The following is a 25,882-nucleotide window of genomic DNA, read 5'->3' on the forward strand; positions in this document are numbered from 1 at the left end:
TTGACGCAACTTTCCGTCCTATTGTTTTTTAAATTTAAGCATTCTGGTCAGTAAATGATCTATTCTCGCAATTAAATTAAATTCTCGTGAGTGGCAAATATCATTGCCAAGTCGCGTTTTGTCTGCTATTCTTTTCATTATTGATTAAATTAAGGAGCGGTTAATGTGAAAGTAATTAAATTTGGTGGCAGTTCACTCGCTAGTAGTCAACAACTGCAAAAAGTCCTCTCAATCGTCGAAGCTGATCAACAACGTAAATATGTAATTGTGTCAGCACCAGGTAAACGGTTCGATGGCGACACCAAGGTCACCGATTTGCTTATTCAATATGCGCGTCAAACGATTCATCATCAGGATACACAGGCAGTCGTTGCGTCCATCATTGACCGTTATGCCGAAATTGGCCACGGCTTTAACGTGCCCGAAACCCAATTGACCCCAATTTTTGAAACCATTCGTAATTTACCGAAGCAAACATACGCTGATAATACCTATTTAATGGCCACTTTCAAGGCGCATGGTGAACGGCTCAACGCGCAACTGGTCGCCGCCGTCTTTCAGCGAAGCGGCCTCAACGCGCGCTATCTTGATCCTAAAGAAGCTGGCATGGTAGTCACTGATGTTCCCGACGATGCTCAGATTATCAAGAGTAGCTATGACCAACTTGCTAAGTGGGCCGACAGTGAACAGATTTTAGTGATTCCTGGTTTCTTCGCTTACAATCGCAACGGCCAAATTTGTACTTTTTCACGTGGTGGCTCCGATATTACCGGTGCGATCGTTGCCCGGGGGGTTCACGCCGAACGTTACGAGAATTTTACCGATGTCGATGCGATATACGCAGTCAATCCTAACTTGGTCGCTAAGCCAGCAGCCATTAATGAAATGACGTTTACCGAAATGCGTGAGCTATCCTATGCCGGCTTTTCCGTTTTTCACGATGAAGCCTTGATTCCTGCTATCGAAGGTAACATTACTGTCAATGTCAAAAATACAAATCATCCTGAGGCACCAGGAACTTTGATTAAATCAACTCGTGAACCCAATCCCCACTACCCCGTCACAGGGATCGCCAGTTCCTCTAGCTTTTGTTCACTATACTTACGTAAGTATTTATTAAATAAAGAAGTTGGCCTGGGCCGTAAAATTCTGACAATTTTAGAAAACCATCATATCAGTTATGAACACATGCCATCTGGGATTGATGATTTAACCATTATTTTTGATGAACACCAGTTAACACCTGAATTAGAAAAAACACTAGTTGCCGAAATTTCAGCGGCAATTAATCCTGATGAAATCTACTTTACCCACGACTATTCAATCTTGATGTTGGTTGGGGAAAACATGCGTAACCGTGTCGGCATTATGTCACGTGCCGCAACTGCATTAGCCAACGATGACATTAAATTGATTATGGTCAACCAAGGTGCTTCCGAAATTTCCATTATGTTCGGGGTCCACGATAACGATGCTAATCAGGCCGTAATTGCGTTATACAAAGAATTTTTTAATTAATTCATCATAAATAAAATATCCGACTGGCAATTGCTAGCCGGATATTTTTTGCCATCATGTTTTAACCATTAGTCATTGTTAAGGGCGCCTGTGAGTTAGATTGTTATTCCTCAGCAATGATTCGGCTATTTCAACTTCCAAGACTAGGTGGCAAATGGGCTAGGCCTTGATATTAGTCCGTTGTCGTAGCAAGCACGGGGACATTAACACCAAACAAGTTGTGATTGCCACACGAATGGCTACTGAATGGCCACTACTAGCGATATCGATTGGTCGAGCAACCATCTGAACAAACGTCCAAATAGGCTTTCCAAGAACCTGCTACATTCTTAGAAAGCCCATTCACATTGCTGTTAAGAACCCAATGTTAGCTTTTTGACTCATACCGGTTGCACTTAACAACTGTTACCACCCATGGTTATTAATTCTCAACCTTCTGATTTCCAAACCATTTCTTATTAATTTTATCTAACGTTCCGTTAGCCTTCAATTTTTTTAAGCCCGCATTGATTTTACGCTGCATCGTTTTATCACCCTTACGCATTCCGACTGCAAAATCTTCCGACTTAAAAGTTCCCTGGGTTTCTTGGTAATCTGCCGAGTTAGCTTCATGTTTAATGTAATAGTTCGCATAAACACTATCAATCAAAAGTCCTTTGATTCGGCCCGCATTCAGATCGAGAAACGCATTCGTGAAGGTATCATATTGAACCGGTGTCTTTTTGGCAATCTTATCCTTCAACAATTTGGGATTGTTTTCCAGTGACTCATAGCCTGAAGAACCTGACTGAACCCCCAGCGTCTTACCCGTCATATCATTAAATGAACTAATATGATTTTTCTTTAAAGAAACGAGTACCTGCTTATTCTTTAAATAAGTATTACTAAAAGCTACAACTTTTTCCCGCTGCGGATTTTTCGTATAACCATTCCAAATCAAATCAATCGTGCCATTACGTAGCTCAGTTGCATTCATGGACCAATCAATTGTTTGGAAACTGACCTTAATACCGTATTGTTTAAAGACTGCCCGAGCAAGGTCGATATCATAACCGACCAGCTTACCAGATTTCTCTCGGAACCCCATCGGTACAAAGCTATCGTCCAAACCAACCACCACGTAGCCTCGTTTTTTGATCTTAGCCCACGTATCTTGTGTGTCAGCTCGCTTGGTCACACTTTGACCACAGCCACTTAACGTCGTTGTCATCCCTAAGAGCATCACGACAAGCAGACTTAGTACGAATAATCTTTTCTTCATCCTGACGCCCCCTACTGCTTATTGGTTGGTTCAACGTGGAACATTTCATCCGCAATATTTTCAGCAAAGGTCAAATCATGAGTGACCACGATTTGGGTCATACCATCAGCTTTTAAACCTAAGATCAACTTTTCAACTTCTTGCCGTAAGTTCGGATCAAGTGCCGAGGTTGGCTCATCATAACATAAAACATTCGGCTTCATTGCTAACGCTCGGGCAATGGCGACTCGCTGCTTTTGCCCCCCAGATAGCTGATATGGATACTGGTCAGCATGATCACCTAAGTCCAACCGGTCTAATAGCGTCTGAGCCTGTTCTTCGGCGGCCGCAGCCGACTGCTTTAATACCGTTGTTGGTGCTAAGGTAATATTTTGCATCACCGTTAAATTTGGAAACAGTTCAAAATTTTGAAAAACGACGCCGATAACACTATCGTTGCTCCGATTAGTATACGGGTCAAATGGTTGCCCATCGACTAAAAATTCACCGGCATTGACCTTTTCAAGTCCCGTAATACAACGCAATAACGTCGTCTTACCTGCACCAGAAGGACCCACAATACTCAGAATCTCACCATCTTTTACGGTTAAATTCAAATTCTTAATAATCGTTCGCGTACCAAAACTTTTTGTAATATTTTTGAGTTCTAACATGTGATGGCCTCCCTATTTCCAGTAACTGTAGTGTTTTTCAACTCGTCCAAGGACAAACGTTGTCACGGCTGTCAGTGCTAAGTAAATGACCCCAACTAGCACTAAGGGTACTAAGGTGACGTCTCGCGCTGTCGCTACGTTACCAGCTCGTAATAAGTCCCCTAAACCAATGACATAAACTAACGAAGAATCTTTGACTAAGTTAATCACTTCATTACCCACTGACGGTAAAACAATTTTAATCACTTGGGGAATTACGATCTTACGAATAGTTTGCCAATAACTCAACCGCAAAACCCGGGCACTTTCATACTGACCGTTATCAATTGACTGTAAGCCCCCCCGGAAGATTTCCGCAAAGTAAGCCGCGTAGTTTAAGATAAATGCGAACAACGCCGCGTAATAACGAGGAAAGACGATTCCAATCAACGGTAAACCATAAAAAACGAAAATCAATTGTAGCAGTAACGGCGTCCCCCGCATTAACCACACGTAGAAGTGCAACAACCATTGCAGTGGTTTGAAATTAGACATTAGTCCGAGACCAACAACTAACCCTAACGGTAGTGACCCAATCAAGGTCCAAATAAAGATTTTCAGTGTCATAATGGCACCTGATAGTAATGATGGCAAAATTTCTAAAATATAGTGCATGTGCTTTCCCTCCCAAATTTACAGTTCACATGATGCTGCGTCCACTAATCCGTCATAATCCGCCCCAACAAAAAAGTCCCCTTGAGTCGAATACTCAAGAGGACGGTTATCCGTGGTGCCACCTCACTTCGTAATAACTTCACAGTTACTACCTCAGGGAGTTTTGTGATAACAAAAAAATCGTCCTTAGGCCAAATTACCTAAGAGGACGATTTAATCGCGGTTCCACCTCATATTCACTAGTTGCTCACACAACTAATCTCAACGAGTTTATCACTAAACTCCGCCGCTAACGAGGCCAACCGGAACAGCTTACTAACTTCAGCCATTCAACTCACAGATGTGGTTCGTTGTAAACCTTGGTTATCTTTCCATCACCGATAACTCGCTAGACAAGATCTTCACAACTACTCTTCTGTTCCCTGTTTTTTTATGTTGCATTCATACTAATCGAAAATGAAGCAACCGTCAAGGTTTTTTTTATTTATTACGGTGAAAAATTCCAGCAATCCGCGACCACACCCCTGGTTTAGGAGTATCTAAATTCATTAATGGCACCGTTTCGCCTTCAATGCGTCGCGCAATATTTCGGTAGCCTTGTGACGCCGGATTTTTAGGATCCAAGACAATCGGTTCCCCGTTATTCGAAGTCCGAATCACGGCATCATCATCAAAAACGATCCCTAGCAAGTCGATCGACAGGTGATGCGTAATTTCATCAATATCCATCGTCTCACCGTCTTGCATCATGCGCGTCCGAATTCGGTTAATTACTAATTTGGGCGCTTCCGCTAACGGATACTGTTCCAACAAGCCGACGACCCGATCCGCATCTCGAATAGCTGAGATTTCGGGTGTCGAAACGATAATGGCCGCATCAGCCCCCGCAATCGCATTCATGAAGCCTTGTTCGATCCCCGCTGGACAATCTAGCAAGACATAGTCAAAATCTGGTTTCAACTCGTCTACAATCGTCCGTACTTGGTCTGGATTAAGCGAATCTTTATCCGCATTTTGAGCAGCTGGCAATAGGAACAATAAGTCATCAAACCGCTTATCTTTCACTAAAGCTTGTCGTAACTGAGCTCGACCGGCAACTACATCCACAATATCATAGAGGATCCGGTTGTCGAGGCCTAAAATAACATCCAAATTTCGTAATCCAATATCTAAATCTACTAAGCAAACTTTCTTGCCCATCAAAGCAAGGGCCGTCCCTAAATTGGCCGTTGTGGTCGTTTTACCGACCCCACCCTTACCAGAGGTGATGACAATTGCTTTTCCCATCAAACACGTCCTCCATTTCGAGTAAATAGCTTCGGTCGTACCCGTTTTAATTGCTGGAGCGGCTGGTAGTCTAACGCCTGAATATCATTAATGTAGACCACGTTGGTCCCATCAACAACTTTTTCAAGGTCAACTAATTCTAACAATTCACCAACTCGGACTCGCGGTACGGTCGCTAAGGGACTGACGATTACCGCATCATTATGATCTGGATAACCGGCTTCAAGGGCACCATTAACCTCACCCATCACAAAGATACTGCCGGTTGCCCGGAGTACCCCACCCTCATGAATCTTACCGAAGAACAACACGTCCCCCGTAATCTCAACGACCTGACCATTACGAATGATCTGATTGACCAGATGCACCGTATCACGTTCAATCATCGCTAAAGCATCCGCCGTCAAAATAACATTAGCCGTTAATTTATGAATGCTAAATAACGGGTATTGTTGAATCAACTGCGTTACTTTTTGATTTTGTTCCGCCGTCAATAACCGACTAGCCGTATCTAGATCAAACGAGATTTGTTTATCAGTCGTATTATCGGCCTGTAACCGATCCAACAAGACTTTCAAGTCGACCATAATATCATCGAAACTTGCTTCTTGCCGTAAGATCAATTCGTAGCCATCATTACTGGCCTTTAAAACCACACTCTGCTGCATGTTAGAATTCCTTTCTGCCGACTAATTAACACTCAGATATAACCGACGCATTGGATAATATAATATGACAAAGATTGCTAGGTTGACCGCAATTGTCGGTCCTAGCGTGTACACGGCAAAGTCCGCTAAGCCACTTGAAATCACGTGACTCATGGTATACCAAATGTACGTAAATGCTTCTAAAATGGTCAAATTAATAATATAAATCATTAGTAACGTCAAAAAATTCAAATCCAACCATGGTTTGATTTGCCGACATAAATAAACCACTAGCGGTAAACCAATCATGTAAACACCCAAAATTCCAGTATAATACCAGTCAAATACCAAGCCCACGAATGCCGACCAAATTCCAACCGATAGATTATCACGATCATCCAAAAAGACAGCAAATACGATCCACAATAAGACTAAGTGTATGACACTGGCATATGGATAACTAAATAGTTTACTAGCAAAAACGTTTGAAATTGATCCATCTAAAAAGAGTGCAACAAATAACCCAATTGGAAAAATAATCTTTAATCTTGAGTAACGCACCGTTGCACCTCCTATTGCTCAGCAACCGTCACAACTGTCAAATCGCTGAGGTCCGCTGCGGGTGTGATCTCGACTTCAGATGCCAGTCCATAATCATCTTGCTTAACACTGGCAACCGTTCCGACATACAGGCCCTTTGGTGTATTACCACCTAACCCACTAGTCACAACCTTATCGCCCTTTTTAATTTTAACATTGGACGTCACGGAACCCATCTCTAAGAGATTACTACTCTTATCATAGCCTGAAATAATTCCGTTAACCGTTTTACCAGCACTATTGGTGATTTGAATGGCAAACTTGTTCGAAGACGAACTGGTATTTGAAATCAATTCAACTTTAGAATTCGTTTGGTTAACTTCCACGACCCGGCCAATCAAGCCCTTTTGCGACATTACTGGCATATTCTTCTTCACACCGGCCGTCGCACCTTTTGAAATCACGAGTTGATTCATCCAAGAAGAAGGCGTCCGTGTCAAGACATTGGCAGTCACCGTCGTGTAATCGGATAACGAATTATTTAATTTCAATTGCTGACGTAATTGCTTGTTTTCCGCACGTGTCGTCTGCGCACTAACTTTGGCTTGCGCTAATTGGTCAACTTGCTTCTTCAATTTCTGATTTTCTTGATAGGTGTTCAGCAAATCAGAAACTGAGTTGGTCGCACTTTGTAAGCCATTGACTGGCCAAGCAATCACCCGGTCAACCGCACCGGCCACATCGTTACCAAATTGTTGGATTAACGGTGGTGTCGATTTTTTATCACGAATGGCTACTGAGACACTCATCAAGCCGAAACTAATAATGAACACGACGATCGCAATCACTAGTTTTCGGTTAGAAAAAAACTTTTGCATAATGAACCCCCGGTCGAAAATTCAATGATTTAACAATAAATAAGCGGGAAGACGTCTTCCCGCTCACCTGTTATCGCTTTTTCATAACGTCGATGCTCTTGAGTGATTCACCCGTCCCAACGGCAACACAGTCGAGGGGTTCGTTCGCGATGAAAACTGGTACTTTGGTTTCATCTGCAATCACTTCAGAAAGATTCTTCAATAAGGCACCACCACCGGTCAAAACAATCCCGTGGTCAATTACGTCAGAGGCAATTTCTGGAGAAGTTTCTTCGAGGGTTTCTTTAATAGCTGAAATAATCTCGGAGACGACTTCTTGAATGGCTTCCGAAACATCTACAGATGAAATCTCAACCGTTTTTGGTAAACCAGATAAGAGGTCACGCCCACGAATCGTTGAGCCTTCTAAGTCCTCAGCAGCTTCTAAGGAAGCAGAGCCACAGTCAATTTTGAGTTGTTCAGCTGTGCGTTCACCGATCAAAAGGTTAAACTTCTGCCGAACATGATAAATAATTGAGTCGTCAATTTTATCACCGGCCATTCGAATTGAACGGCTTGATACGATGCCACCTAATGAAATCGTGGCAACATCCGTCGTTCCACCACCAATATCAACCACCATGCTACCCGTTGGATCCATGACTGGTAACCCAGCGCCAATTGCAGCAGCAAATGGTTCTTCAATGACGTACGCATCCCGGGCACCGGCTACCCGCGTAGCATCGATGACAGCACGCTTTTCAACTTCCGTCACACCACTTGGTACACAGACCATCACGTATGGCTTACCGTTAGAACGGCCAAGTGTCTTTTGAATAAAGTATTTCATCATCGCAACGGTCGTATCGTAGTCCGCAATGACCCCATCTTTCATTGGTCGAATTGCCACAATACTTGCTGGTGTTCTCCCAATCATATCCCGTGCTTCAGAACCGACTGATACAATTTCGCCAGTCTTCGTGTTCTTCGCAACTACGGACGGTTCCCGTAATACGATGCCCTTGCCGTCAACGTACACAATTGTGTTGGCAGTACCGAGATCGATCCCGATATTTTTTGTCCCAAATCCGAACACTACATTCATCCCTTCATCATTAACAAATTTAATTTTTTATTTAGTCATAATAGTAAGTATTATAGCATAGTCGCACTGCATTAAAAAAGCATTGCCTGAATCCTAGCATACCGTAAATTAATGAAAAATACAGTCCCACTATTTAACTTAGATAAAATTTAACAAAAAACGCGATCAGGCCGAATAAATTATCGGTCCTAACCCCGTTATTTTACCACATTCTATTACGAATCCGTATTACAATTTAACAACCCCTGTTCGGCAAAGCTGAAGTAATCGGTTACACCGATAATGAAGCTGTCCAGAAGTGGTAACCCGACGACTTCACAAGCTAGTTGTAGCCGCTTTGTAAATTCAACGTCTTTTTTCGACGGCGTCACATCCCCACTCGGATGGTTGTGTGCAATCACGATGCGGGCTGTCAACGTTGTCAGCGCCACCTTAATAATTTCCCGTGGCTGCGCTGGACAACTATTAAGAGTCCCTTGAAAGATAACTTGCCGCTTGATAATTTGATTTTTAGTATCTAGACATAATAATTGTAACTGCTCCTGTTCTAAGTTAGCAAAATCTCGGGCTAACACAGCTCCCAACTGCTCGCTTCCATAAACTTGACCTAAAATCAAACGACTCGGTCGCGGTAATAACTGACCACAGCGAAGTGCAATGATCAGACCATGCCACAACGGATTTTCTGATGATTCGTGTAACCACTCCACAGCGTCTTCGAGTGGATACTCACGCTCAAAGGCTTGCGTAGCAGCACTGACCGCATCCCTTGGTAAGAATGTTGTAAAGTAGGCCCGCACTAATTCACGAACTTGGATTGTTGGTAATTGTTCTTCACTAATAACCGTCATTGAAACCACCCCTTCTAACTAGTAGTTTCGCAAACTGTCGCGGTAACCATTTTTCCCCGCTATTTTTATGACATTTTATTAACGTCACTATCGGTCCATGAGAACTTTTCCTTACTATGTCAGACTTGCTTCTGTTCAAACACTAGTCACGATACAGCTTAGTCGGTAGTCTGATCATCATTATCTTTAAAGTAGGCCCGCACCTCACTAATAAAATACAACGAACCTGTCAGTAGCAGCGCATCCTCACTCGACATTTCTTGCAACGTCTGCATCAGTGCCGTCTGCCAATGATCAAAAATTTCAGCCGTCCGTCCACCTGGCATTTCATCGGCCAACATTGCGGGGTCAGTGGCTTGACGCTTGGCATTAGGGCCTTCAAATTGAGTCAACCGTAAGCGGACATTAGGTAGCGCTCCTAACGTCTGTATCATTTGCCGATGTTGTTTATCCGCTAGAACCGCAAAGATGACATAAACAGTTTGTTGCCCAAAACGCTCACTCAGGGTGGTCGCGAGTTCCGTTATCGCCGGCTCATTATGGGCGCCATCGATCATAATCAGTGGCTCCTGATTCAATCGCTCAAAGCGACCGGGCCATCGCGTCTTAGCCAAAGCTGTTTTGACGTCACGGACTACCACGGGGACCTGGACCCGTTGATGATAAGTCAAATAAGCCGCGATGGCTACTGCCGCATTATCAACTTGATAATCTCCAAGCAGTGGTGTGGTCAGGTCCTTAAAATGTTCGTCTAAACCGTCAAAGTTAAACCGTTCTTGCCAACCTTGAGGCGGTAATAATTTGGTTCTAAAGTCCACTCCCAACGTCTGCAACGGCGCTTGTTGCTTCTTCGCCGTTGTAACCATCACTGCCTGCGCCTCAGCGGGTAGCTTACCGACGACTACTGGCACCTGCGTTTTTATAATTCCTGCTTTTTGAGTTGCAATGGCCGTCAACGTATGACCTAAAATCTGCATGTGATCATAACCAATTGTCGTAACCACACTAACTACGGGTGTCCAGACATTGGTAGAATCATACAGACCACCCAAACCGACTTCAACAATGGCAATATCAATGGGCTGTGACGCAAAGTACAGGAACATCATCGCCGTTATAATTTCAAATTCTGTCGGTCCCCCACTTGGCAATGTTGCGTCAAGCTTAGTAACGACCGGTTGAATCCGTTGTACCAAGCTGACTAGTTCTTCATCGCTAATCGGGATCCCATCAACACTAATCCGTTCATTGAAGCGCACAATAAATGGTGACGTAAAGGTTCCCACCGTTAACCCATCCGCCATGAACAATTCGCGCAAATTAGCAACTGTTGAGCCCTTACCATTGGTCCCGGCCACGTGGATTCCGGTTACTTTTAACTGTGGATCGCCTAACTCGTGTAAGAATTGGCGCATCCGACTGAGCGTCGGGGCCTTTTTAAATTGCGTTCGGCCGTGAATAAATGCCAGCGCTGCCGAATAAGTCTCAATCATGTTGGTCTTCCTTCCTATAAATCAGCTTTAATCATCATTTAACTAGTCGCTCATCATCTATCTGACTAATGAGCCTTTATATTTAAAAATTAACAATAAAATGGTAACCATCCCGAGAACAGGGACGATTACCATTTTACCAGTAACAAACATTTCAGTTAACTTTTATTATGAATTAAGCTTGCGCCTTAATATCAACTAAGCGTTGTTTCAAGGCTACTAGCTTGGTTTGATTATCCGCTAACTTTTCTTTTTCACTATTAACGACATCTTCAGGGGCATTGGCAACAAAGCGTTCATTACCTAACTTCTTCGTCGCCCGTGCGACTTCGCTCTCAAATTTAGCTTGTTCTTTTTCAAGTTTTTTGACTTCTTCGTCGAGGTCAACCAGTTCAGCTAACGGAATGTAAACTTCCGCATCACTGATCACTTGCGTCATCGCCAGCTTCGGTGCAGCCACGTCAGCGCCAATTGAGAGTGTCTTCGGGTGGGCAAACCGTTGAATATAATCTTCATTAGCTTTGAAAACGGCTTGTAACCGGGTGTTGTCCGTCTTAATTAATAGGTCAACCGCTGATAACATCTTCGCGTTAGCTTCTGCTCGAATGCTCCGAACGGCCGTAATTAATTCAATAAGTGAAGCCATATCACTTTCAGCCGTCTCATCATCAAATTCTGGATGGTCAACGGGATAAGCGGCCACCACTAAGGATTCACCAACGTGTGGCATCGATAACCAAATCTTTTCGGTCACAAATGGCATAATTGGGTGCAATAACCGTAAGATTTGATCCAAGACATACGCTAACACATTTTGGGTATTAGCCTTAGCTTGCGCATCATCACCGGTCAAGACTTCCTTACTCATTTCAATATACCAGTCACAGAAATCGTTCCAGATAAAGTTATATAGGGCCCGACCAGCTTCACCAAAGTCAAACTTATCAAAGGTGGTCGTCACTTGTTTGACCGTTGCATTCAAGCGACTTAAGATCCACTTGTCCGCTAACGTCCAGTCACTGGCAGCTGGTAATTCCGGTTTGGCCATGGTACCCAGATTCATGATAACGTAACGACTGGCGTTCCAAATCTTGTTAATGAAGTTCCAGGCAGCATCCATCTTCGTGTAACTAAACCGCACGTCTTGTCCAGCCGTCGAGCCGTTGGATAGGAACCAGCGTAACGCATCGGCCCCATACTTTTCAATCACATCCATTGGATCGATCCCGTTACCGAGCGACTTACTCATCTTACGACCTTGTTCATCACGGATTAAACCGTGTAAGAGTACGTGCTTAAATGGTCGTTTGCCAGTAAATTCCAAACTCTGGAACATCATCCGTGATACCCAGAAGAAGATAATATCATAGCCGGTAACCAGCGTATCCGTTGGGAAGTAACGCTTAAAGTCTTCCGCATCAGTGTTTGGCCAGCCCATCGTTGAAAATGGCCAGAGTGCACTTGAGAACCAAGTGTCCAACACGTCTGGATCCTGTTCCCAGTTTTCTGGATCTTTTGGCCCATCAACACCGACATACGTTTCACCGGTCGTCTTATTATACCAGGCCGGAATCCGATGTCCCCACCAGAGTTGCCGTGAAATAACCCAATCATGAACATTATCCATCCATTGATTGAATGTGTCCTCAAACCGATCAGGCACAAATTCTACCTTATTATCAGTCTTTTGATTCTTCAACGCTTGCTCAGCAAGTGGCTTCATCTTAACAAACCATTGTGTTGACAGGCGCGCTTCAACCTGAACGCCAGTCCGTTCTGAATGCCCAACACTATGCACAATTGGGTCGATGTTAATCATCAAATCTTGGTCTTCCAAATCCTTGACCATCGCTTTACGGGCTTCAAACCGGTCCATACCTTCATACTTACCCGCGTTGGCATTCATTGAGGCATCGTCATTCATGGTGTTAATCCGCTTCAAGTCATGCCGATTGCCGACTTTAAAGTCATTCGGATCATGGGCGGGCGTGATCTTCACCATCCCAGTTCCAAACTCTGGATCAACGTACGCATCGGCAATAATTGGAATTTCACGTTCGGCTAATGGCAAGATGACTTTTTTGCCAACCAATTCCTTATAACGGTCATCACTCGGATTAACCGCAACGGCGGTATCGCCCATCATGGTTTCAGGACGGGTCGTGGCAATTTCAATGTAATGCTTACCATTGAAAGTATAGTCTTTGTCAGCAAATGGGTACTTGACGTGGTAGAACGCACCCTTATCATCCTTATGAATCACTTCAATATCAGACAAGGCCGTCCGTGCTTGAGGATCCCAGTTGATGATATATTCACCACGATAAATCAAGCCCTTGTTGTAAAGATCAACGAAGACTTTCTTAACCGCATCGGAAAGACCATCATCCATGGTGAACCGTTCACGAGAATAGTCTAATGACAGTCCCATCTTGGCCCACTGTTGCTTGATAATTGACGCGTATTCGTCTTTCCAATCCCAAACTTGTTGAATAAACTTCTCACGGCCAAGATCATAACGGCTGATCCCTTGTTCGCGCAGTTTGGCTTCAACCTTCGCCTGCGTGGCGATTCCGGCATGGTCCATCCCTGGTAACCATAAGGTGTCAAAGCCTTGCATCCGTTTTTGACGAATAATAATATCTTGTAATGTGGTATCCCAGGCATGGCCTAAATGCAACTTACCCGTAACATTTGGCGGTGGAATCACAATTGAATATGGTTTAGCTTGCTTGTCGCCCGAAGGCTTAAATAAATCTTGGTCTAACCAAGTCTGATAACGGCCCGCTTCCACGGCGGTCGGATCATACTTAGTTGGCATATCAGTCGTTGGTTCTTCTGACATTGGGGCACATCCTTTCTCTTGGCACTAAAAAAGTCCACTCATCCTATTAGACTAGGACGAATAGACTTCGCGGTACCACCTAATTTTAAAGCCATCACAAGTGATTGCTTTACAACTTAAACATCGTTGTTAACGAACGGTGTATCCCGTCCGGCTATTCCTACTAAAACAGTTCAGAATAGCAGCTCGCAAGTTACCTTCACGCTAAACCGCCAAGCGTGTCCCACTCATCACGCTCTCTCTGTTGACGTTAATTACCGCTACTCTCTTGCTCATTGCTAGTTGTCACTATTGTAATGAATTTCCTGAGTGCCGTCAATCCTTATTCGAATTGTTTTAAAGCATCGAGGGCCGCCACATAATTTGGTTCATGACTAACATCTGGCACGATTTCATGATAAACGATTTTACCGGCCGCATCAGCAACGTAAATCGCTCGCGTCAAAGTACCATTATTGGGCAAGTAAAGATTCGTTGCGTAACCAAAAGATAATTCTTCGTCAGAAGCCACCGTTAAGTTCTTAACACCTTCCTTAGCACACCAGCCAGCTTGATCCGCAACCGCGTTATTGGAAATGGCTAAGAATTGAACATGGGGGTACTTGTCAGCCTGTTGATTGAACTTCTTCGTTTGAATAGAACAAACGCGCGTATCAATATCTGGCATCACACTTAATAAGACTGGTTTGCCCAATAAGTCTTTGGTCTTAATTTTCTCATCATGGGTGGTAAATACTTTGAACTTCGGTAATTGGTCACCATCTTGCAACGGTTCACCGACTAAGTCTAACGCTTGATCATGAAATAATACTTGCACGTAAAACACCCCTTCGATAACTAATGGTTTTCTAATATTGTGATAGAACTAGTATAGCTTAAATTTAACGCAATTTCAGTTATCGCGCAAATAATCGTCTCACAAATTATCATTTTGAGCACCACACTAATTATTTAGGATTAATCATGCTTAAAACAGGCCATTAAGTTGGCTGAGTATGCTGGCGCAATCAAGACAGATCTCAGTGTCATTGAATACGTTTCAGTCAGCCACTCGAATAACTAATAAACAACCACTTACCTCGGTATCAGTAGTCATTGCGGGTTTAGTACCGGGCTTTATTTTGAACATCCAATCGTTTGGCCACATTTTAGTACTGAAAGCTTAATTTACCGTCAACTGAATGCCAGTATTCGATTCAAACTGAATTTATCGTCACCAAAGGCACACAGTCGATTGGCTAATCATGGCCCACAATTCAGCTTGACTTTACACGACAAGCTGATGTTGTCAATAGCAAGCACTTGCTTTAATAACAAGTCGGCTTTGAGTCGTCCAAAAAACGAGCAGCCCTTATCACGGCATACTCGTTTTGGGTATTACTGATTTAATTGATCTTTGACCTATAGTAGTTCAGCAAAAACATCTTCTTGGGCATTTAAATAATTTTCGCCTGGTTTGATCTCAGTCGTTTTAACGCCGGCTAAAGCTCGTTCCATCAAGCCTTCGACATCAATCCGTTCTTCGTAGGACCGTGAACGGTCTAGCTTGGGGTGCGTCTTTGGTGCTGGCGGTGCAAAAATCGTACAACAATCTTCAAATGGCATGATCGACAAATCATAGGTATCGATATCTTCGGCAATTTTGATAATTTCCGTCTTATCCATGGAAATCACTGGACGCAAGACGGGTAAGGTGGTCACATCATTGATGGCAATCATACTATCCATCGTCTGTGAGGCCACTTGCCCTAATGATTCACCATTAAAGATCGCCTTACCATGCCGTTGACGCGTGATAGCGTCCATCAAACGCATCATCAGGCGCCGTTGAACGGTCATCAGATAACCTTCAGGCACTTTTTCTTTAATTTCTTCTTGAATCTCAGTGAATGGAATCTGAATAAATTTCACACTACCCGAATAACTCGCTAGCGTTGACGCTAACTGCTTAGCCTTCGCTAACGCCTGTTCACTCGTGTATGGTGGACTGAAGAAATGGACCATTTCCATGTCCACACCACGCTTCATGCCAAGGTAGCCGGCAACTGGTGAATCAATCCCACCAGAAAGCATCAGCATACCCTTGCCGGCTGTGCCGACGGGCAATCCACCGGCGCCCTGAATCGTTTCTGATGATAAGAAAATACCGTTTAATCGAACCTCGACCCGCAACACAATGTCCGGATTTTTCATCTTAACTTGAATCCCGTCAACGTGGTCTAAGATCTGACCCCCGACCATATCATTGATCTGATTTGTATCGTATTCAAAATGATGGTCAGAACGCCGTGTATTGATTTTGAAAGTCATGCCCGGTTCAAACTGAGCCTTGACCATCGCGATCGCCGTTTCATAAACGGCATCCATCTCGGCATCAACGCGAATACTTGGTGAAAAGTTCTGAATTCCAAAAACTAACTTCAAACGTCCCATGACCTTATCGGCATCCTCACCATTTAACATGATGTGCATCCGGTCACGGTTCGCGTGAACCTTTAGTTCTGGAAAGTCGTGCAACGCTTTGCGTACGTTACGGCCCAAACTATCAATAAAGTTCCGCCGGTTTTTACCCTTGGTCGATAGTTCACCATAACGCACCATAATTTCAGTGTACTGCATGAACAAGTTCCTTTCCGTTATGCGTCTGCATTAATTTTAGAGAATTTTTGGTAAAGCTGATCAAAGACTTTAATAAACTGATCAGCTTCTGCCAACGTATTATGCTCATCAAGACTCACCCGCACAGCACTCGTCGCAATGTTTTCTTGCACATGCATCGCCATTAGCGTACTAGAAGCTAAGTGTTTCTTCGATGAACAAGCACTCGTCGTTGAGATATAAATACCTTGGTCTTCAAATGCGTGAACGATGGTTTCACCCCGCACGCCATTGATTGTGAAACATAAAATGTGGGGTGCAAAACCAGCTGTTGGTTGGCTAAAGATGGTCACTTTCGGCAATGACTTAATGTGCTCGTAGATTCGCTGCTTGATGGCCCGTTCACGTGCCACCTTATCCGCTTCATCCGTGAGTAACAGCCGCAGGGCCTTTGCCATGCCGGCAATTGCTGGTAAGTTTTCAGTTCCAGAACGCCAGTTACTTTCCTGGCCGCCACCATTCATTAATGGTGCTAGCTTCCGACCATTGCGAGCATAAATAAAGCCAACACCACGCGTCGCATGAAACTTGTGGCCGGAAAAAGTCACGAAATCAACCCGGTCATTCATGATCATGTTCTGAATTCCCTTGCCAATACCTTGAACCGCATCAATGTGATAATGAATCTTCGGGTATTGTTTCAGTAGTTCAGCCACCTCAAGTAGGGGTTGAATCGTACCAATTTCGTTATTGACCGCCATCGTTGACACTAAAATCGTGTCAGGTCGAATTGCCGCTTTCAAGTCCGCCACGTTGATGCGGCCTTCCTGATCGACGGGTAGATAAGTCACTTCATAACCGAGTTCTTTTAATTGTTCCATCGAATTATGAATAGCAGGATGCTCTACCGCCGTGGTGATCAGATGTTTCCCAAAGGCCCGCTTTTCAATCGCGGTCCCTTTCAAGACCCAGTTGTCGCCTTCCGTCCCACCAGATGTGAAGAATATTTCGTGGCCCTGCACACCTAATAAATCAGCAATTTGCTGCCGTGATTGTTCCAACAAATGAAAGGCCGTTTCACCAAAATTATGCAAACTAGACGGATTACCCCAGATTTTCTGGGAAACCGTTGTATACGTCTCAAGTACGGCGGGAGCAGCTTGCGTCGTCGCACTATTGTCAAAATAAATCATTACTACGCCTTCTCTTTCCAAGAAAGTGTGCTTTGCACTTACTTTCGATAAGAATTCTTTGCAATTATACCAAATATTACTAGTGAAACAAGAGCTTTTGTTCCAAAACTAAGATTAACTGACTGGTGGTCGCCAATTTAGTTAGTTTTGACTTACCTGCCCAGCTTAGCTGGCAAACAGTCCCTAGCTTGTTAGTGGCCATCAAAAAACAGCTGGTAGTTGTTATCTAACAATCACCACCAGCTGTTTTTTCAACCCACTAAAATCAAACGAACACTTTACTAAGCCTTGTCAGTGCCCTTATCAGCTTGCTTATTAGCATAGTAGCTGTCTTCAATCCGTTTATAAGACCCCGGATCAACTTTATCGACCGCCGTTGCAATTACTTCTAAACTCCGGGCATAGTCATGCGTTTCTGTGAATAACCGTTGGGCCTCCACACTCGCAGCTTGCACCTCTTCATGGTTCGTTTTATAACGATTAGCGTATTGCAGAAGTTGTTCCGCCATGACGGCAGCATCCGTTAAATCGTTGGTCTTTTCTTTCAAAGTCGCCATGTCCGCCTGAATCACAATCAACTGCTTCGTGATATCGTCCATGTTAATCACGAGTTTATTAATATCATGATTGAGCCGTTCAATCTCCTTAGCCACAACTTTGAAATAGTCCAAGTAGTCTTTCGGCAAACCGGGCAAGTTTAAGTTTTCAACTTGCCGCTTGATCGCATGAATTTCGAAGTCGAACCGTTGCAACGTTTCATGTGCTTTGGATTCCTCAGCAGTTAAACTCGCAACTCCTTTATTAATCGCAACCTGCTCTTCTTCAATTCCCTTCAGTTGCTCATCTTGTTCCGCAAAGTGGGCCGCAATCTCACTAAAAATGGCTTGCTTACTAGTAATGGCCGTTGTGTCCGCCTGATAAACAGATTCAATCGTCTTTAATTGTTCATTTAGTTCACGCGTCCGTTCGACTTCGCCATTATTTAATGTATAGCTTTGAGCTAACCGATCCAACTCGATTTGTAAGTGATGATTCTGATTCATAGCGTGCGTCAAAAACTTACTAATCTCTGCTTGTCGCTGATCAACAATGGCCTTAGCATCGATTTCCGCTTGCATCACATCATACAAATGATCAATGCGCTTTTCAATCGCATGATTGCCGTTTTCAGCATCCGTTACTTTCAATTCACCAAGTAACGCTGTGTTATCCTCAATTGCTTGCTTTAACGCCTTAATTTCCGGCTCAATTGAATCAATTTCAAAGTGAAAATGCTGGGCCGTTAATTGTTGATAACCACTAGCAAGTTCAGCTAATTGATCAGGAAAGCCACTCACCAAGTCCTTATAAATTGGCGGAATCCGATCTATGTCCATTTCAAGGGCTCCGGTATCATGATGCAACTGATCAAGGACCTTTTCAGCCGCATCGTGATCACCGGCCTTGGCTAATTCAGAGAAGTGATCAAAATCACTTTCCAAATTTGCTAACTGATCCTCTAGTTTATCGATGCTCGGACCAAATGAAAAGTTTTGTGATAGTAATGTTTTCCGCAAATTCTGATATTTCTTTTCTAAACTAGCCACTGCTTGCCGATGGGCTGCATCCGCATCATCTAATGCCTGCAACCCTTGACGAATTTCTGCTTGCCGCTGTTCGATCGTATCCAATGTGGCCGCTACTTTTTTCAAGTTTTGTTGCGCATCTAAGAAACGAACGCCCCGGGCTTGCGTGGTAATGGCCGCCAACTGCTCACTAACGGCGGGTAACTGGTCATTTGCCACTTCTTGACCAGCGCTCTGCAACGCTTCCAACTTCGCTAACGAACCGCCTGTTAGTCCGAGTTGTTCAATTTTTTCGAAATCCGTGGTTTGCGATTGCTTACTTAACGCTTGTTGCCGGGTCGTCAATTGTCGAACCTGCTTATCAATATACAATTGAAAGCCTTTGACCGCCGCGTAGATGACAATCGCAACCACAACAATGCCGATTGCTACTTGCATACGAATACCCCTTACATTATTTTATTCCGTTTTAATTGCGTTGCGCCTCACCCTGCTGAGAACCGTAACCTTGCTTTTTTCTGAAAATCCAATTAAAATCTATCTTAAATTATAACATAGACGTAACTAACGGACAGTAACAATTTGTTAACATTCAAGGAGGATTTTTACATGGCTACCACGGAAACATCACTTATGAACCAACAACTAGACGCCCTGCTTTTTCAAGAAACCAACCTGGTCGCGAACTTAGCTAACGCGAGCGCCCTCCTCAACAGTACGTATACTGACCTCAACTGGGCCGGCTTTTACTTATTCAACGAGCAAACTGGTGAACTGGATTTAGGGCCCTTTCAAGGTAAAGTCGCGTGCATGCACATTAAAGTCGGTGCCGGTGTGGTCGGGACTGCTTTTGAAACGCAGACAAATCAACGGGTGGCTGATGTCCATCAATTTCCTGGTCACATTGCCTGTGACAGTGCTAGTAATTCTGAAATCGTCGTCCCAATTACCAAGAATGGGCACCAAATCGGCGTTCTCGACGTGGATTCTCCATCGTTAGACCGATTCAATGCCGATAACGAAGCCGAATTAACTGAGTTTGGGGCTATCTTAACGTCTCATATTGACTAATCATCATTAAACGTGGTATGCTACTCTTTGTGTAAAATAATGCAGCAGTGAGTGGGTAAGCTCGTCAACAGATTGGTGCCAATATTTTGGTCAGTTAGTAACCTGCGGCTGCAATGGTGAAACCTGCAGTCCAATCTGAACGAATATCGAACTTACATCGGATTATTTTACTCCAACTAAAATTATTGGAGGAAACATTTTATGTCTCGTTATACAGGTCCAAGTTGGAAAATTTCCCGTCGTTTGGGAATGTCCCTTTCAGGTACTGGTAAAGAATTAGCTCGCCGCCCTTACGCTCCTGGTGATCATGGCCAAGGTCGTCGTGGTAAGTTATCTGAATACGGTACACAATTACGTGAAAAGCAAAAGTTACGGATGATGTACGGTTTAACTGAACGTCAATTCGCTAACTTATTCCTTAAAGCTGGTAAGATTCGCGAAGGTAAGCATGGTGTTAACTTCATGATCTTACTCGAACGTCGTTTGGATAACATGGTTTACCGTTTAGGCTTAGCTACGACTCGTCGTCAAGCGCGTCAATTAGTAAACCATGGTCACATCACTGTTGATGGCAAGCGCGTTGACATTCCTTCATACGAAGTTAGTGTTGGCCAAGTTGTCTCAGTTCGTGAAAAGTCCAAGAAGTTGGCTGTTATCACCGGCGCTGTTGAAGCCGTTGTTGCACGTCCTAACTTCGTTCAATTCGATGCTGATAAGCTGGAAGGCTCATTGACTCGTTTACCAGAACGTGAAGAACTTGAAGCAGATATCGACGAATCATTAATCGTTGAATACTACAACAAACTTTAATTTCCGGTATTGAAAAACCGTCGCATTTGCGGCGGTTTTTTGTGTCTCAGTTAAGTTTAAGGCTCACGCTCGGCACTCACGGCGGCCATGACCGGCTGGTAAATTGGCAACAATTGTTTGAACGTTGTTATGATCAATCTGTTCAACATATCAGCATCTTCAAATAACGGATCGCCAGCTAAGACTGCGCGCCCCACGACCAATTCGCTGTGCTTATACTGGTCAAACTTCTGAATGGCCTGCATAATATGCGCCGGTGTCGCGGGTTGTGTGGACGGTACGCCATGATTATTACTAATAACATAGTCTGCCGGTAAGGCTGTCAGCAATGGCGCCAGGTCTGTGAGTCGCATGCGCGCCTGCACGGCTGGCTTACATTCATCTAAAATATCAAAATAGATAAACAAGCGGTCAGGCCATAGCCCTAATTCAAAATGCGGCCAAGCCTTATAACTACGTTTATTTTGGCTAAACGCGACCCAAGTATCTACCGGTGGGTTTTTAAATCGGCGCAAGTGTTTGGCAACATGCGCATAAAAGGCCGGCTTCCCAGGAGTTTGTAAACTCGTAATAATCGTTGGTGCGAGCTGCTCGAACTTAGGATCAATCACTGTTTTAATCAAACGCATGCGTCCCGCCAACGTTTGATCATTAAAAATTTCAAAGTCTTGATTTGTAAACACGCTTATCATCCCCAAAACCAATTTGCATTAACCATACCGCATTCACCATCACAACGCTAGCCCCCCCTCTTTCGCTATTATTGCTAGAACATGCTACAATGATAATTACTATCTAGGAAAGGATGTTAGACAATGGCTGAAACAGATAAACAACCGGTCGACCGTATCGAAACGGCCATGCACGGGACGCCAAAGCTGCATCCCGATGAGCAGCGAAAGTATCTTGGCACGTTTCGTGAACGCGTCGAAGTCGCCATAACTGTTGCCCAAGTCAAACAGGCTAGTTATGTTGACGCGCTCAACCAAGCATTTGCAGCGCATCCCGATGACCAGCTGTATATTAATGGTAATTTAGAACAGGAACTGATTGGGCCGTACATTAAGGCCGCTAGTCAAGCCAATATTAAATTCACCATTAAAACAGACGATATCTACCGAACTGCCGATGACAATTATGCACTGGTATTTACCGCTGCAACTGCCATTAACCAAGACGTTATTGACATTGCACAACGTTATCCATCCCAGACATCACCAGCAACACCGAAGGCCGATAAAGCGCCCGGTTTGCTAGATAAATTCAAAAAGTTACTTTAAATGTTGTTTATGACACTGAAGAGAACGGAACAAACCTGCATGTGCTAACACGCACCCAAAAGATACAAACAAACGACCACTAATTCTTTAATGATAAAATATCATTGAAGAATTAGTGGTCGTTTGTTTCTCGTTATTCTTCGTTCCTGAGAAACAAACTGATCTCCCAACTTGCCCCTCCGAAATATCGCTAACGTACATGCTATAAAAGTACCGTTCCTTAAATTGATAGAAGAATCGTGCTCAGTTTCGTCCCAGAATATTTTACATTTGACCGCGTTTAACTATGCACCAAAGTTCCATAAAGACTGGTTATGAACAAAGCTACAACAATAATGCCCATAAGACTGACCGATATCCATGGCGTTGTGGCGATACTCAGTAGTAACAATATCCCACCACCAACTAGCGTATAGCCTAACCAATAACGAACACGTCGCCAAATCATTGGCCGAATTGCTTGACCACCTCGATGTAGCTGGGCATACTGGTTTGCACTGATCGTCGGCAAGTAGTTGCCAATGGCCATAAAGATAAACGCAATTAAACTAATGGCAATGCGCCAGATATCTAACTGGTGGCCTAACCCATAACTGATCGTCGTTGTATAGATCACGCCTGAAAGCACGGGTACGATCCAAATAATCATCCGTTCAAAGCGCGGTGCTGGCCCCTTATGGTTCGCATTAAGACGCGTGACTCCCACGCAGATGAGCTGAAACACCATCATCATTACCGGAAATCCAAAGACCACCAGTGATTTGGCGGCCATTCCATTGGGTTGATTATCTAAATTAAAATGAATCGCCATTTTAGCGGGTAACGCCGTATAGTTCACGATACCATAGCCTATTGGTAATAAAATGACAATGTAACTCAGCCACAACTGCAGATTTCTTTTCATCATCCTTATTCATCCCCCTGCTTTGGACTGAAACGATACAGCCACGTCAACATTTCCTCGAATACGCTAGCGTTTAACTCATAATACAAATAGTTTTTCTCCTTAGTGACGGTGACTAAGCCTGCCTCCTTCAAAAGCTTAAGGTGATAAGAAACCGTTGCGTGGCTTAGCTTAAAATGTGCCGCAATCTCGCCAGCTGATTGCCGATCTTGACGTAGTTCTTCTAGGATCTGACGTCTGACAGGATCGGCAATTGCTTTGAAAGTCGTATTCAATGCCATAGATCGTGCCTCCCAAAAACTATTTCGATATGTTTCTAAATAGATTATAACAGCCCTTGAAAATTCTCACAAGAAGTATTTAGATAAAGCTCGAAATAGATATATTCTAACCAGTTCGTATGAAGATTGAGAATCAAAAAAGCCGGTCAAGAGACCAGCTTTTTAATTCTCAATCTTCATTTCCAAACAACGCATCCAACAACTGCCCCGCCACTGGTTGGGCAGTGCCAAACATTGGGAACAAGTGCGGATACAAGTACGGTGCCGCATGAATACCTAAGTATACTGCCATTTCAGGATGCTCCGGCACTAGTTCTGCGTAAAGATTAGGAATCATCACGTCGACCCCGGCTATCGATAGATGTAAATCCGCCACCAGTTTTTCAACTGCTTGTACATAGGACTGATGCATGTCATCGGTCGCATCCAGCACATCAGCACCATTACCAAAGGTGGCATCTTCTCGTAATAAGATCTGCGTGCCACGACTGACGACTGAATCTAATGTCAGATGATACGAGTCCAAGCGATAACGCTCGACTGTCCCTAACTGTAGCGCTGATTGGGGCCACTTAAAGGCAGTTCCCCGCAATGCGCGACCATTCTTACGATCTAATAAAGTCTTGACCGTTGAACGCCCATCGCCAACAATATTAGCGGGAATTCGTTCAACAATCGCTTGTACCCGACCATCAATAACCAGAAAACGGTAACTTGATGCAACCACCACTTCTTCTGCCATCACCGCGGGAGTTTGCTCAAATAACTGCCGGACAACCTGTTCAAATAATTCTCGTTCTGGCATTATCCGAAAAACGGCCACTTTATGCGACTCATCCGCCGCCTTTAATACAATCCCACCCGCTTGAACATACCGATCATAATCAGCAATCAATTGATTCGCCGTATGATATGTTTGCGAAGCTGGTACCTGAACGCCATGCTCAGCTAAGACTTGTTTGGCGGCTGCCTTATTAGTCAATACGGTCGTTAGCGCCTGTGGATTTAAATCTGTCCCACTACCGTTGACCACTAGCTGCGAACGCCCTAACTTGGTTAATCTTAAAATGTTAGCGGGCGCGTCAACAACGTCTACCCGCACACCACGCGTCAGTGCTTGCTGGACTAATTGCTGACTCGATAAATCTAACGTGGTAAAACCAGCAAGTTCAAAGGGCCGTTCATTGATAGCATTCTGGTAACGCGTAGCCTGTTTGAGTGCCCATGCCAACGGATCAGCTTGCATGGCGATTTGTGCGCTCAACGTCGTCTTGGGGTCTGTGACCCGCTTCTTCAACTGTTTGAGTAAGACCGCATCTTCATTCGGTAAGTTATAAGCCTTAACAAAATCAGCAAGTGCCTCTAAGACTTGGGCCGCTGGTACGGCTTGAGCACTAGCCGTTGTCGGATTTTCAGCCAATACTTGTTGGGTCAACTGCTCAGCTTGTACGTTGACCTGTGGCACCATCTTGACTGGAAGTGCCGGCATCATCACAAAGTAACTCGCTAGCAAACGAAGGAATGCCACCGCGTTAGCATCCACTCCAACTGGGCTAGTCGGGTCGAGATCTAATCCCCGGTATTCGAGATAATAAACGCCTTGACGGGTCATCGTGGCTAACTGACCGTTGCTCCGGAAACGAACTGGCCCATCAAAGTCGCTGACTGATAAGAGCTGTTTATCGCGCACTGCCGCAGTTAACTTAGCTACATAACGATCAATCGATGTGTAATCGCCTGTCACTTGACTGTAACGACCATCGGGATGTTGAACACTGCTACGCTGATGCCGACTAGTCGTATCAGTAACGGCGAGGGATGGCGAGGCGCCAAACAAATACTGAATCAGCCAATTCATTCGAACCAATCCTTGAGCAACTTTTAGATAGACTGCATTGCGAAAATCGACGTAACTGTGATACTGCTGATGAAACGTTTCGGTGTATAACCGAGTAAATAAAGTTTCATTCAAGCTGAGGTTCACATGACTTCCAGTAGTCATTAACTTCTGTATATCATACTTACGTGCTAAATCCCGGCGACGTTGATAGCCGACCTGATCAACATCAGCTAATGGGATTGTTGCCAAATCAGTCGGCAATACTGGCGTACTCGATAATGGCCATAATTGCTCTCCCTCACCGAGCGTTCGGCGTGCCGCTGTATTCAACCCATTCAGATAAGCCATTAATGCTGGAATATCACGACGAACCGGCGTACTAAATTTTAAAGCACTCGCTGAAAAGCCAGGGCGCAGTTGCTGATTTTGTTGTGCTGAGCCCAACGCGTGAGGATGACGTGTTGCGGCTAAGCAGCCATGACTGTCCACCCGGTGCATGGTCACCTCGAGTCCTAAATTAGCCTGATGAACGAGTGGGACTAACTGATACTGTACAATTGCCTTACCAACGGCATCTAATTCCATAATGATCAATCCTTTGTAATTATTTTGACTGCTAAACTGATTAT

23 protein-coding genes and 2 other annotated features are annotated in these 25,882 nt (G+C 44.1%); of the genes, 4 read left to right on the forward strand and 19 right to left on the reverse strand.

The window, feature by feature from the left end; all coding sequences use genetic code 11:
- Nucleotides 1-165 precede the first annotated feature (165 nt).
- Nucleotides 166-1,518: an aspartate kinase gene (locus tag LP667_RS10160; RefSeq protein ID WP_021732551.1), complete on the forward strand. Its 1,353-nt coding sequence runs from the start codon at nucleotides 166-168 to the stop codon at nucleotides 1,516-1,518.
- A gap of 421 nt (nucleotides 1,519-1,939) precedes the next feature.
- Here LP667_RS10160 and LP667_RS10165 read toward each other — a convergent pair whose 3' ends face one another.
- The 15 genes from LP667_RS10165 to ezrA form a co-directional block, all read right to left on the reverse strand.
- The gene (locus LP667_RS10165) at nucleotides 1,940-2,779 is read right to left on the reverse strand and encodes an amino acid ABC transporter substrate-binding protein (RefSeq protein ID WP_021732552.1); all 840 of its coding nucleotides are present in this window, start codon (nucleotides 2,777-2,779) and stop codon (nucleotides 1,940-1,942) included.
- 11 nt (nucleotides 2,780-2,790) lie between these two features.
- On the reverse strand, nucleotides 2,791-3,432 hold the full coding sequence (locus LP667_RS10170; protein WP_021732553.1) for an amino acid ABC transporter ATP-binding protein: 642 nt from the start codon (nucleotides 3,430-3,432) through the stop codon (nucleotides 2,791-2,793).
- Between the two features lie 12 nt (nucleotides 3,433-3,444).
- The gene (locus LP667_RS10175; RefSeq protein ID WP_021732554.1) at nucleotides 3,445-4,086 is read right to left on the reverse strand and encodes an amino acid ABC transporter permease; all 642 of its coding nucleotides are present in this window, start codon (nucleotides 4,084-4,086) and stop codon (nucleotides 3,445-3,447) included.
- A gap of 201 nt (nucleotides 4,087-4,287) precedes the next feature.
- Nucleotides 4,288-4,518, reverse strand: a binding site (T-box leader).
- A gap of 48 nt (nucleotides 4,519-4,566) precedes the next feature.
- A complete protein-coding gene (minD, locus tag LP667_RS10180; RefSeq protein WP_021732555.1) occupies nucleotides 4,567-5,373 on the reverse strand; it encodes a septum site-determining protein MinD in 807 nt (268 codons plus the stop codon).
- A complete protein-coding gene (locus LP667_RS10185) occupies nucleotides 5,373-6,041 on the reverse strand; it encodes a septum site-determining protein MinC (protein WP_021732556.1) in 669 nt (222 codons plus the stop codon). Before LP667_RS10185 ends, minD begins: the two co-directional genes overlap by 1 nt.
- 21 nt (nucleotides 6,042-6,062) lie before the next feature.
- Complete coding sequence (gene mreD, locus LP667_RS10190) at nucleotides 6,063-6,581, reverse strand: rod shape-determining protein MreD (protein ID WP_021732557.1); 519 nt, start codon at nucleotides 6,579-6,581, stop codon at nucleotides 6,063-6,065.
- A gap of 11 nt (nucleotides 6,582-6,592) precedes the next feature.
- Nucleotides 6,593-7,438, reverse strand: a complete 846-nt coding sequence (gene mreC / locus LP667_RS10195) for a rod shape-determining protein MreC (RefSeq protein WP_021732558.1) — start codon at nucleotides 7,436-7,438, stop codon at nucleotides 6,593-6,595.
- Between the two features lie 70 nt (nucleotides 7,439-7,508).
- Nucleotides 7,509-8,513 carry a rod shape-determining protein gene (locus LP667_RS10200; protein WP_003644642.1) on the reverse strand — a complete coding sequence of 335 codons (1,005 nt, stop codon included), beginning with the start codon at nucleotides 8,511-8,513 and terminating at the stop codon, nucleotides 7,509-7,511.
- Nucleotides 8,514-8,737: 224 nt separating this feature from the next.
- A complete protein-coding gene (locus LP667_RS10205; protein WP_021732559.1) occupies nucleotides 8,738-9,373 on the reverse strand; it encodes a JAB domain-containing protein in 636 nt (211 codons plus the stop codon).
- 158 nt (nucleotides 9,374-9,531) lie between these two features.
- A complete protein-coding gene (locus tag LP667_RS10210) occupies nucleotides 9,532-10,866 on the reverse strand; it encodes a bifunctional folylpolyglutamate synthase/dihydrofolate synthase (protein WP_021732560.1) in 1,335 nt (444 codons plus the stop codon).
- Between the two features lie 175 nt (nucleotides 10,867-11,041).
- Nucleotides 11,042-13,711, reverse strand: coding sequence for a valine--tRNA ligase (locus LP667_RS10215; RefSeq protein ID WP_021732561.1), 2,670 nt, complete (start codon nucleotides 13,709-13,711; stop codon nucleotides 11,042-11,044).
- A gap of 49 nt (nucleotides 13,712-13,760) precedes the next feature.
- Nucleotides 13,761-13,996, reverse strand: a binding site (T-box leader).
- A 37-nt stretch (nucleotides 13,997-14,033) separates the two neighbouring features.
- Nucleotides 14,034-14,528 (reverse strand): thiol peroxidase, encoded by a 495-nt coding sequence (gene tpx, locus LP667_RS10220; protein ID WP_003644643.1) that lies wholly within the window; start codon nucleotides 14,526-14,528, stop codon nucleotides 14,034-14,036.
- A gap of 584 nt (nucleotides 14,529-15,112) precedes the next feature.
- On the reverse strand, nucleotides 15,113-16,330 hold the full coding sequence (gene thiI, locus LP667_RS10225; protein ID WP_021732562.1) for a tRNA uracil 4-sulfurtransferase ThiI: 1,218 nt from the start codon (nucleotides 16,328-16,330) through the stop codon (nucleotides 15,113-15,115).
- Between the two features lie 17 nt (nucleotides 16,331-16,347).
- Nucleotides 16,348-17,502 (reverse strand): cysteine desulfurase family protein, encoded by a 1,155-nt coding sequence (locus LP667_RS10230; protein ID WP_021732563.1) that lies wholly within the window; start codon nucleotides 17,500-17,502, stop codon nucleotides 16,348-16,350.
- 281 nt (nucleotides 17,503-17,783) lie between these two features.
- The gene (gene ezrA / locus LP667_RS10235) at nucleotides 17,784-19,505 is read right to left on the reverse strand and encodes a septation ring formation regulator EzrA (RefSeq protein WP_056988392.1); all 1,722 of its coding nucleotides are present in this window, start codon (nucleotides 19,503-19,505) and stop codon (nucleotides 17,784-17,786) included.
- 171 nt (nucleotides 19,506-19,676) lie between these two features.
- Between ezrA and LP667_RS10240 the strand changes: the two genes are divergently transcribed.
- A complete protein-coding gene (locus LP667_RS10240) occupies nucleotides 19,677-20,138 on the forward strand; it encodes a GAF domain-containing protein (protein WP_056988391.1) in 462 nt (153 codons plus the stop codon).
- A gap of 201 nt (nucleotides 20,139-20,339) precedes the next feature.
- On the forward strand, nucleotides 20,340-20,948 hold the full coding sequence (gene rpsD, locus LP667_RS10245) for a 30S ribosomal protein S4 (RefSeq protein WP_021732567.1): 609 nt from the start codon (nucleotides 20,340-20,342) through the stop codon (nucleotides 20,946-20,948).
- A 56-nt stretch (nucleotides 20,949-21,004) separates the two neighbouring features.
- Here the strand turns inward: rpsD and LP667_RS10250 are convergent, their stop codons facing one another.
- On the reverse strand, nucleotides 21,005-21,631 hold the full coding sequence (locus LP667_RS10250; RefSeq protein WP_021732568.1) for a DUF1054 domain-containing protein: 627 nt from the start codon (nucleotides 21,629-21,631) through the stop codon (nucleotides 21,005-21,007).
- A 132-nt stretch (nucleotides 21,632-21,763) separates the two neighbouring features.
- Here LP667_RS10250 and LP667_RS10255 point away from each other — a divergent pair, with 132 nt between their 5' ends.
- The gene (locus tag LP667_RS10255) at nucleotides 21,764-22,228 is read left to right on the forward strand and encodes a YueI family protein (protein WP_021732569.1); all 465 of its coding nucleotides are present in this window, start codon (nucleotides 21,764-21,766) and stop codon (nucleotides 22,226-22,228) included.
- Between the two features lie 280 nt (nucleotides 22,229-22,508).
- Here the strand turns inward: LP667_RS10255 and LP667_RS10260 are convergent, their stop codons facing one another.
- The 3 genes from LP667_RS10260 to gshAB form a co-directional block, all read right to left on the reverse strand.
- Nucleotides 22,509-23,135, reverse strand: a complete 627-nt coding sequence (locus tag LP667_RS10260) for a DUF1648 domain-containing protein (RefSeq protein ID WP_021732570.1) — start codon at nucleotides 23,133-23,135, stop codon at nucleotides 22,509-22,511.
- A 2-nt stretch (nucleotides 23,136-23,137) separates the two neighbouring features.
- Nucleotides 23,138-23,413 (reverse strand): autorepressor SdpR family transcription factor, encoded by a 276-nt coding sequence (locus LP667_RS10265; protein ID WP_021732571.1) that lies wholly within the window; start codon nucleotides 23,411-23,413, stop codon nucleotides 23,138-23,140.
- A 169-nt stretch (nucleotides 23,414-23,582) separates the two neighbouring features.
- Complete coding sequence (gshAB, locus tag LP667_RS10270) at nucleotides 23,583-25,838, reverse strand: bifunctional glutamate--cysteine ligase GshA/glutathione synthetase GshB (protein ID WP_021732572.1); 2,256 nt, start codon at nucleotides 25,836-25,838, stop codon at nucleotides 23,583-23,585.
- Nucleotides 25,839-25,882 lie beyond the last annotated feature (44 nt).

This window comes from Lactiplantibacillus paraplantarum (genome assembly GCF_003641145.1).
Lineage (GTDB): Bacteria > Bacillota > Bacilli > Lactobacillales > Lactobacillaceae > Lactiplantibacillus > Lactiplantibacillus paraplantarum.

Bases quoted from the DNA above. Each gene is read 5' to 3' on its own strand.
- LP667_RS10165 (WP_021732552.1), bottom strand. From the start codon at position 2,779: ATGAAGAAAAGATTATTCGTACTAAGTCTGCTTGTCGTGATGCTCTTA.
- LP667_RS10170 (WP_021732553.1), bottom strand. From the start codon at position 3,432: ATGTTAGAACTCAAAAATATTACAAAAAGTTTTGGTACGCGAACGATT.
- LP667_RS10175 (WP_021732554.1), bottom strand. From the start codon at position 4,086: ATGCACTATATTTTAGAAATTTTGCCATCATTACTATCAGGTGCCATT.
- minD (WP_021732555.1), bottom strand. From the start codon at position 5,373: ATGGGAAAAGCAATTGTCATCACCTCTGGTAAGGGTGGGGTCGGTAAA.
- LP667_RS10185 (WP_021732556.1), bottom strand. From the start codon at position 6,041: ATGCAGCAGAGTGTGGTTTTAAAGGCCAGTAATGATGGCTACGAATTG.
- mreC (WP_021732558.1), bottom strand. From the start codon at position 7,438: ATGCAAAAGTTTTTTTCTAACCGAAAACTAGTGATTGCGATCGTCGTG.
- LP667_RS10205 (WP_021732559.1), bottom strand. From the start codon at position 9,373: ATGACGGTTATTAGTGAAGAACAATTACCAACAATCCAAGTTCGTGAA.
- LP667_RS10210 (WP_021732560.1), bottom strand. From the start codon at position 10,866: ATGATTGAGACTTATTCGGCAGCGCTGGCATTTATTCACGGCCGAACG.
- LP667_RS10215 (WP_021732561.1), bottom strand. From the start codon at position 13,711: ATGTCAGAAGAACCAACGACTGATATGCCAACTAAGTATGATCCGACC.
- thiI (WP_021732562.1), bottom strand. From the start codon at position 16,330: ATGCAGTACACTGAAATTATGGTGCGTTATGGTGAACTATCGACCAAG.
- LP667_RS10230 (WP_021732563.1), bottom strand. From the start codon at position 17,502: ATGATTTATTTTGACAATAGTGCGACGACGCAAGCTGCTCCCGCCGTA.
- ezrA (WP_056988392.1), bottom strand. From the start codon at position 19,505: ATGCAAGTAGCAATCGGCATTGTTGTGGTTGCGATTGTCATCTACGCG.
- LP667_RS10240 (WP_056988391.1), top strand. From the start codon at position 19,677: ATGGCTACCACGGAAACATCACTTATGAACCAACAACTAGACGCCCTG.
- rpsD (WP_021732567.1), top strand. From the start codon at position 20,340: ATGTCTCGTTATACAGGTCCAAGTTGGAAAATTTCCCGTCGTTTGGGA.
- LP667_RS10255 (WP_021732569.1), top strand. From the start codon at position 21,764: ATGGCTGAAACAGATAAACAACCGGTCGACCGTATCGAAACGGCCATG.
- LP667_RS10260 (WP_021732570.1), bottom strand. From the start codon at position 23,135: ATGATGAAAAGAAATCTGCAGTTGTGGCTGAGTTACATTGTCATTTTA.
- LP667_RS10265 (WP_021732571.1), bottom strand. From the start codon at position 23,413: ATGGCATTGAATACGACTTTCAAAGCAATTGCCGATCCTGTCAGACGT.
- gshAB (WP_021732572.1), bottom strand. From the start codon at position 25,838: ATGGAATTAGATGCCGTTGGTAAGGCAATTGTACAGTATCAGTTAGTC.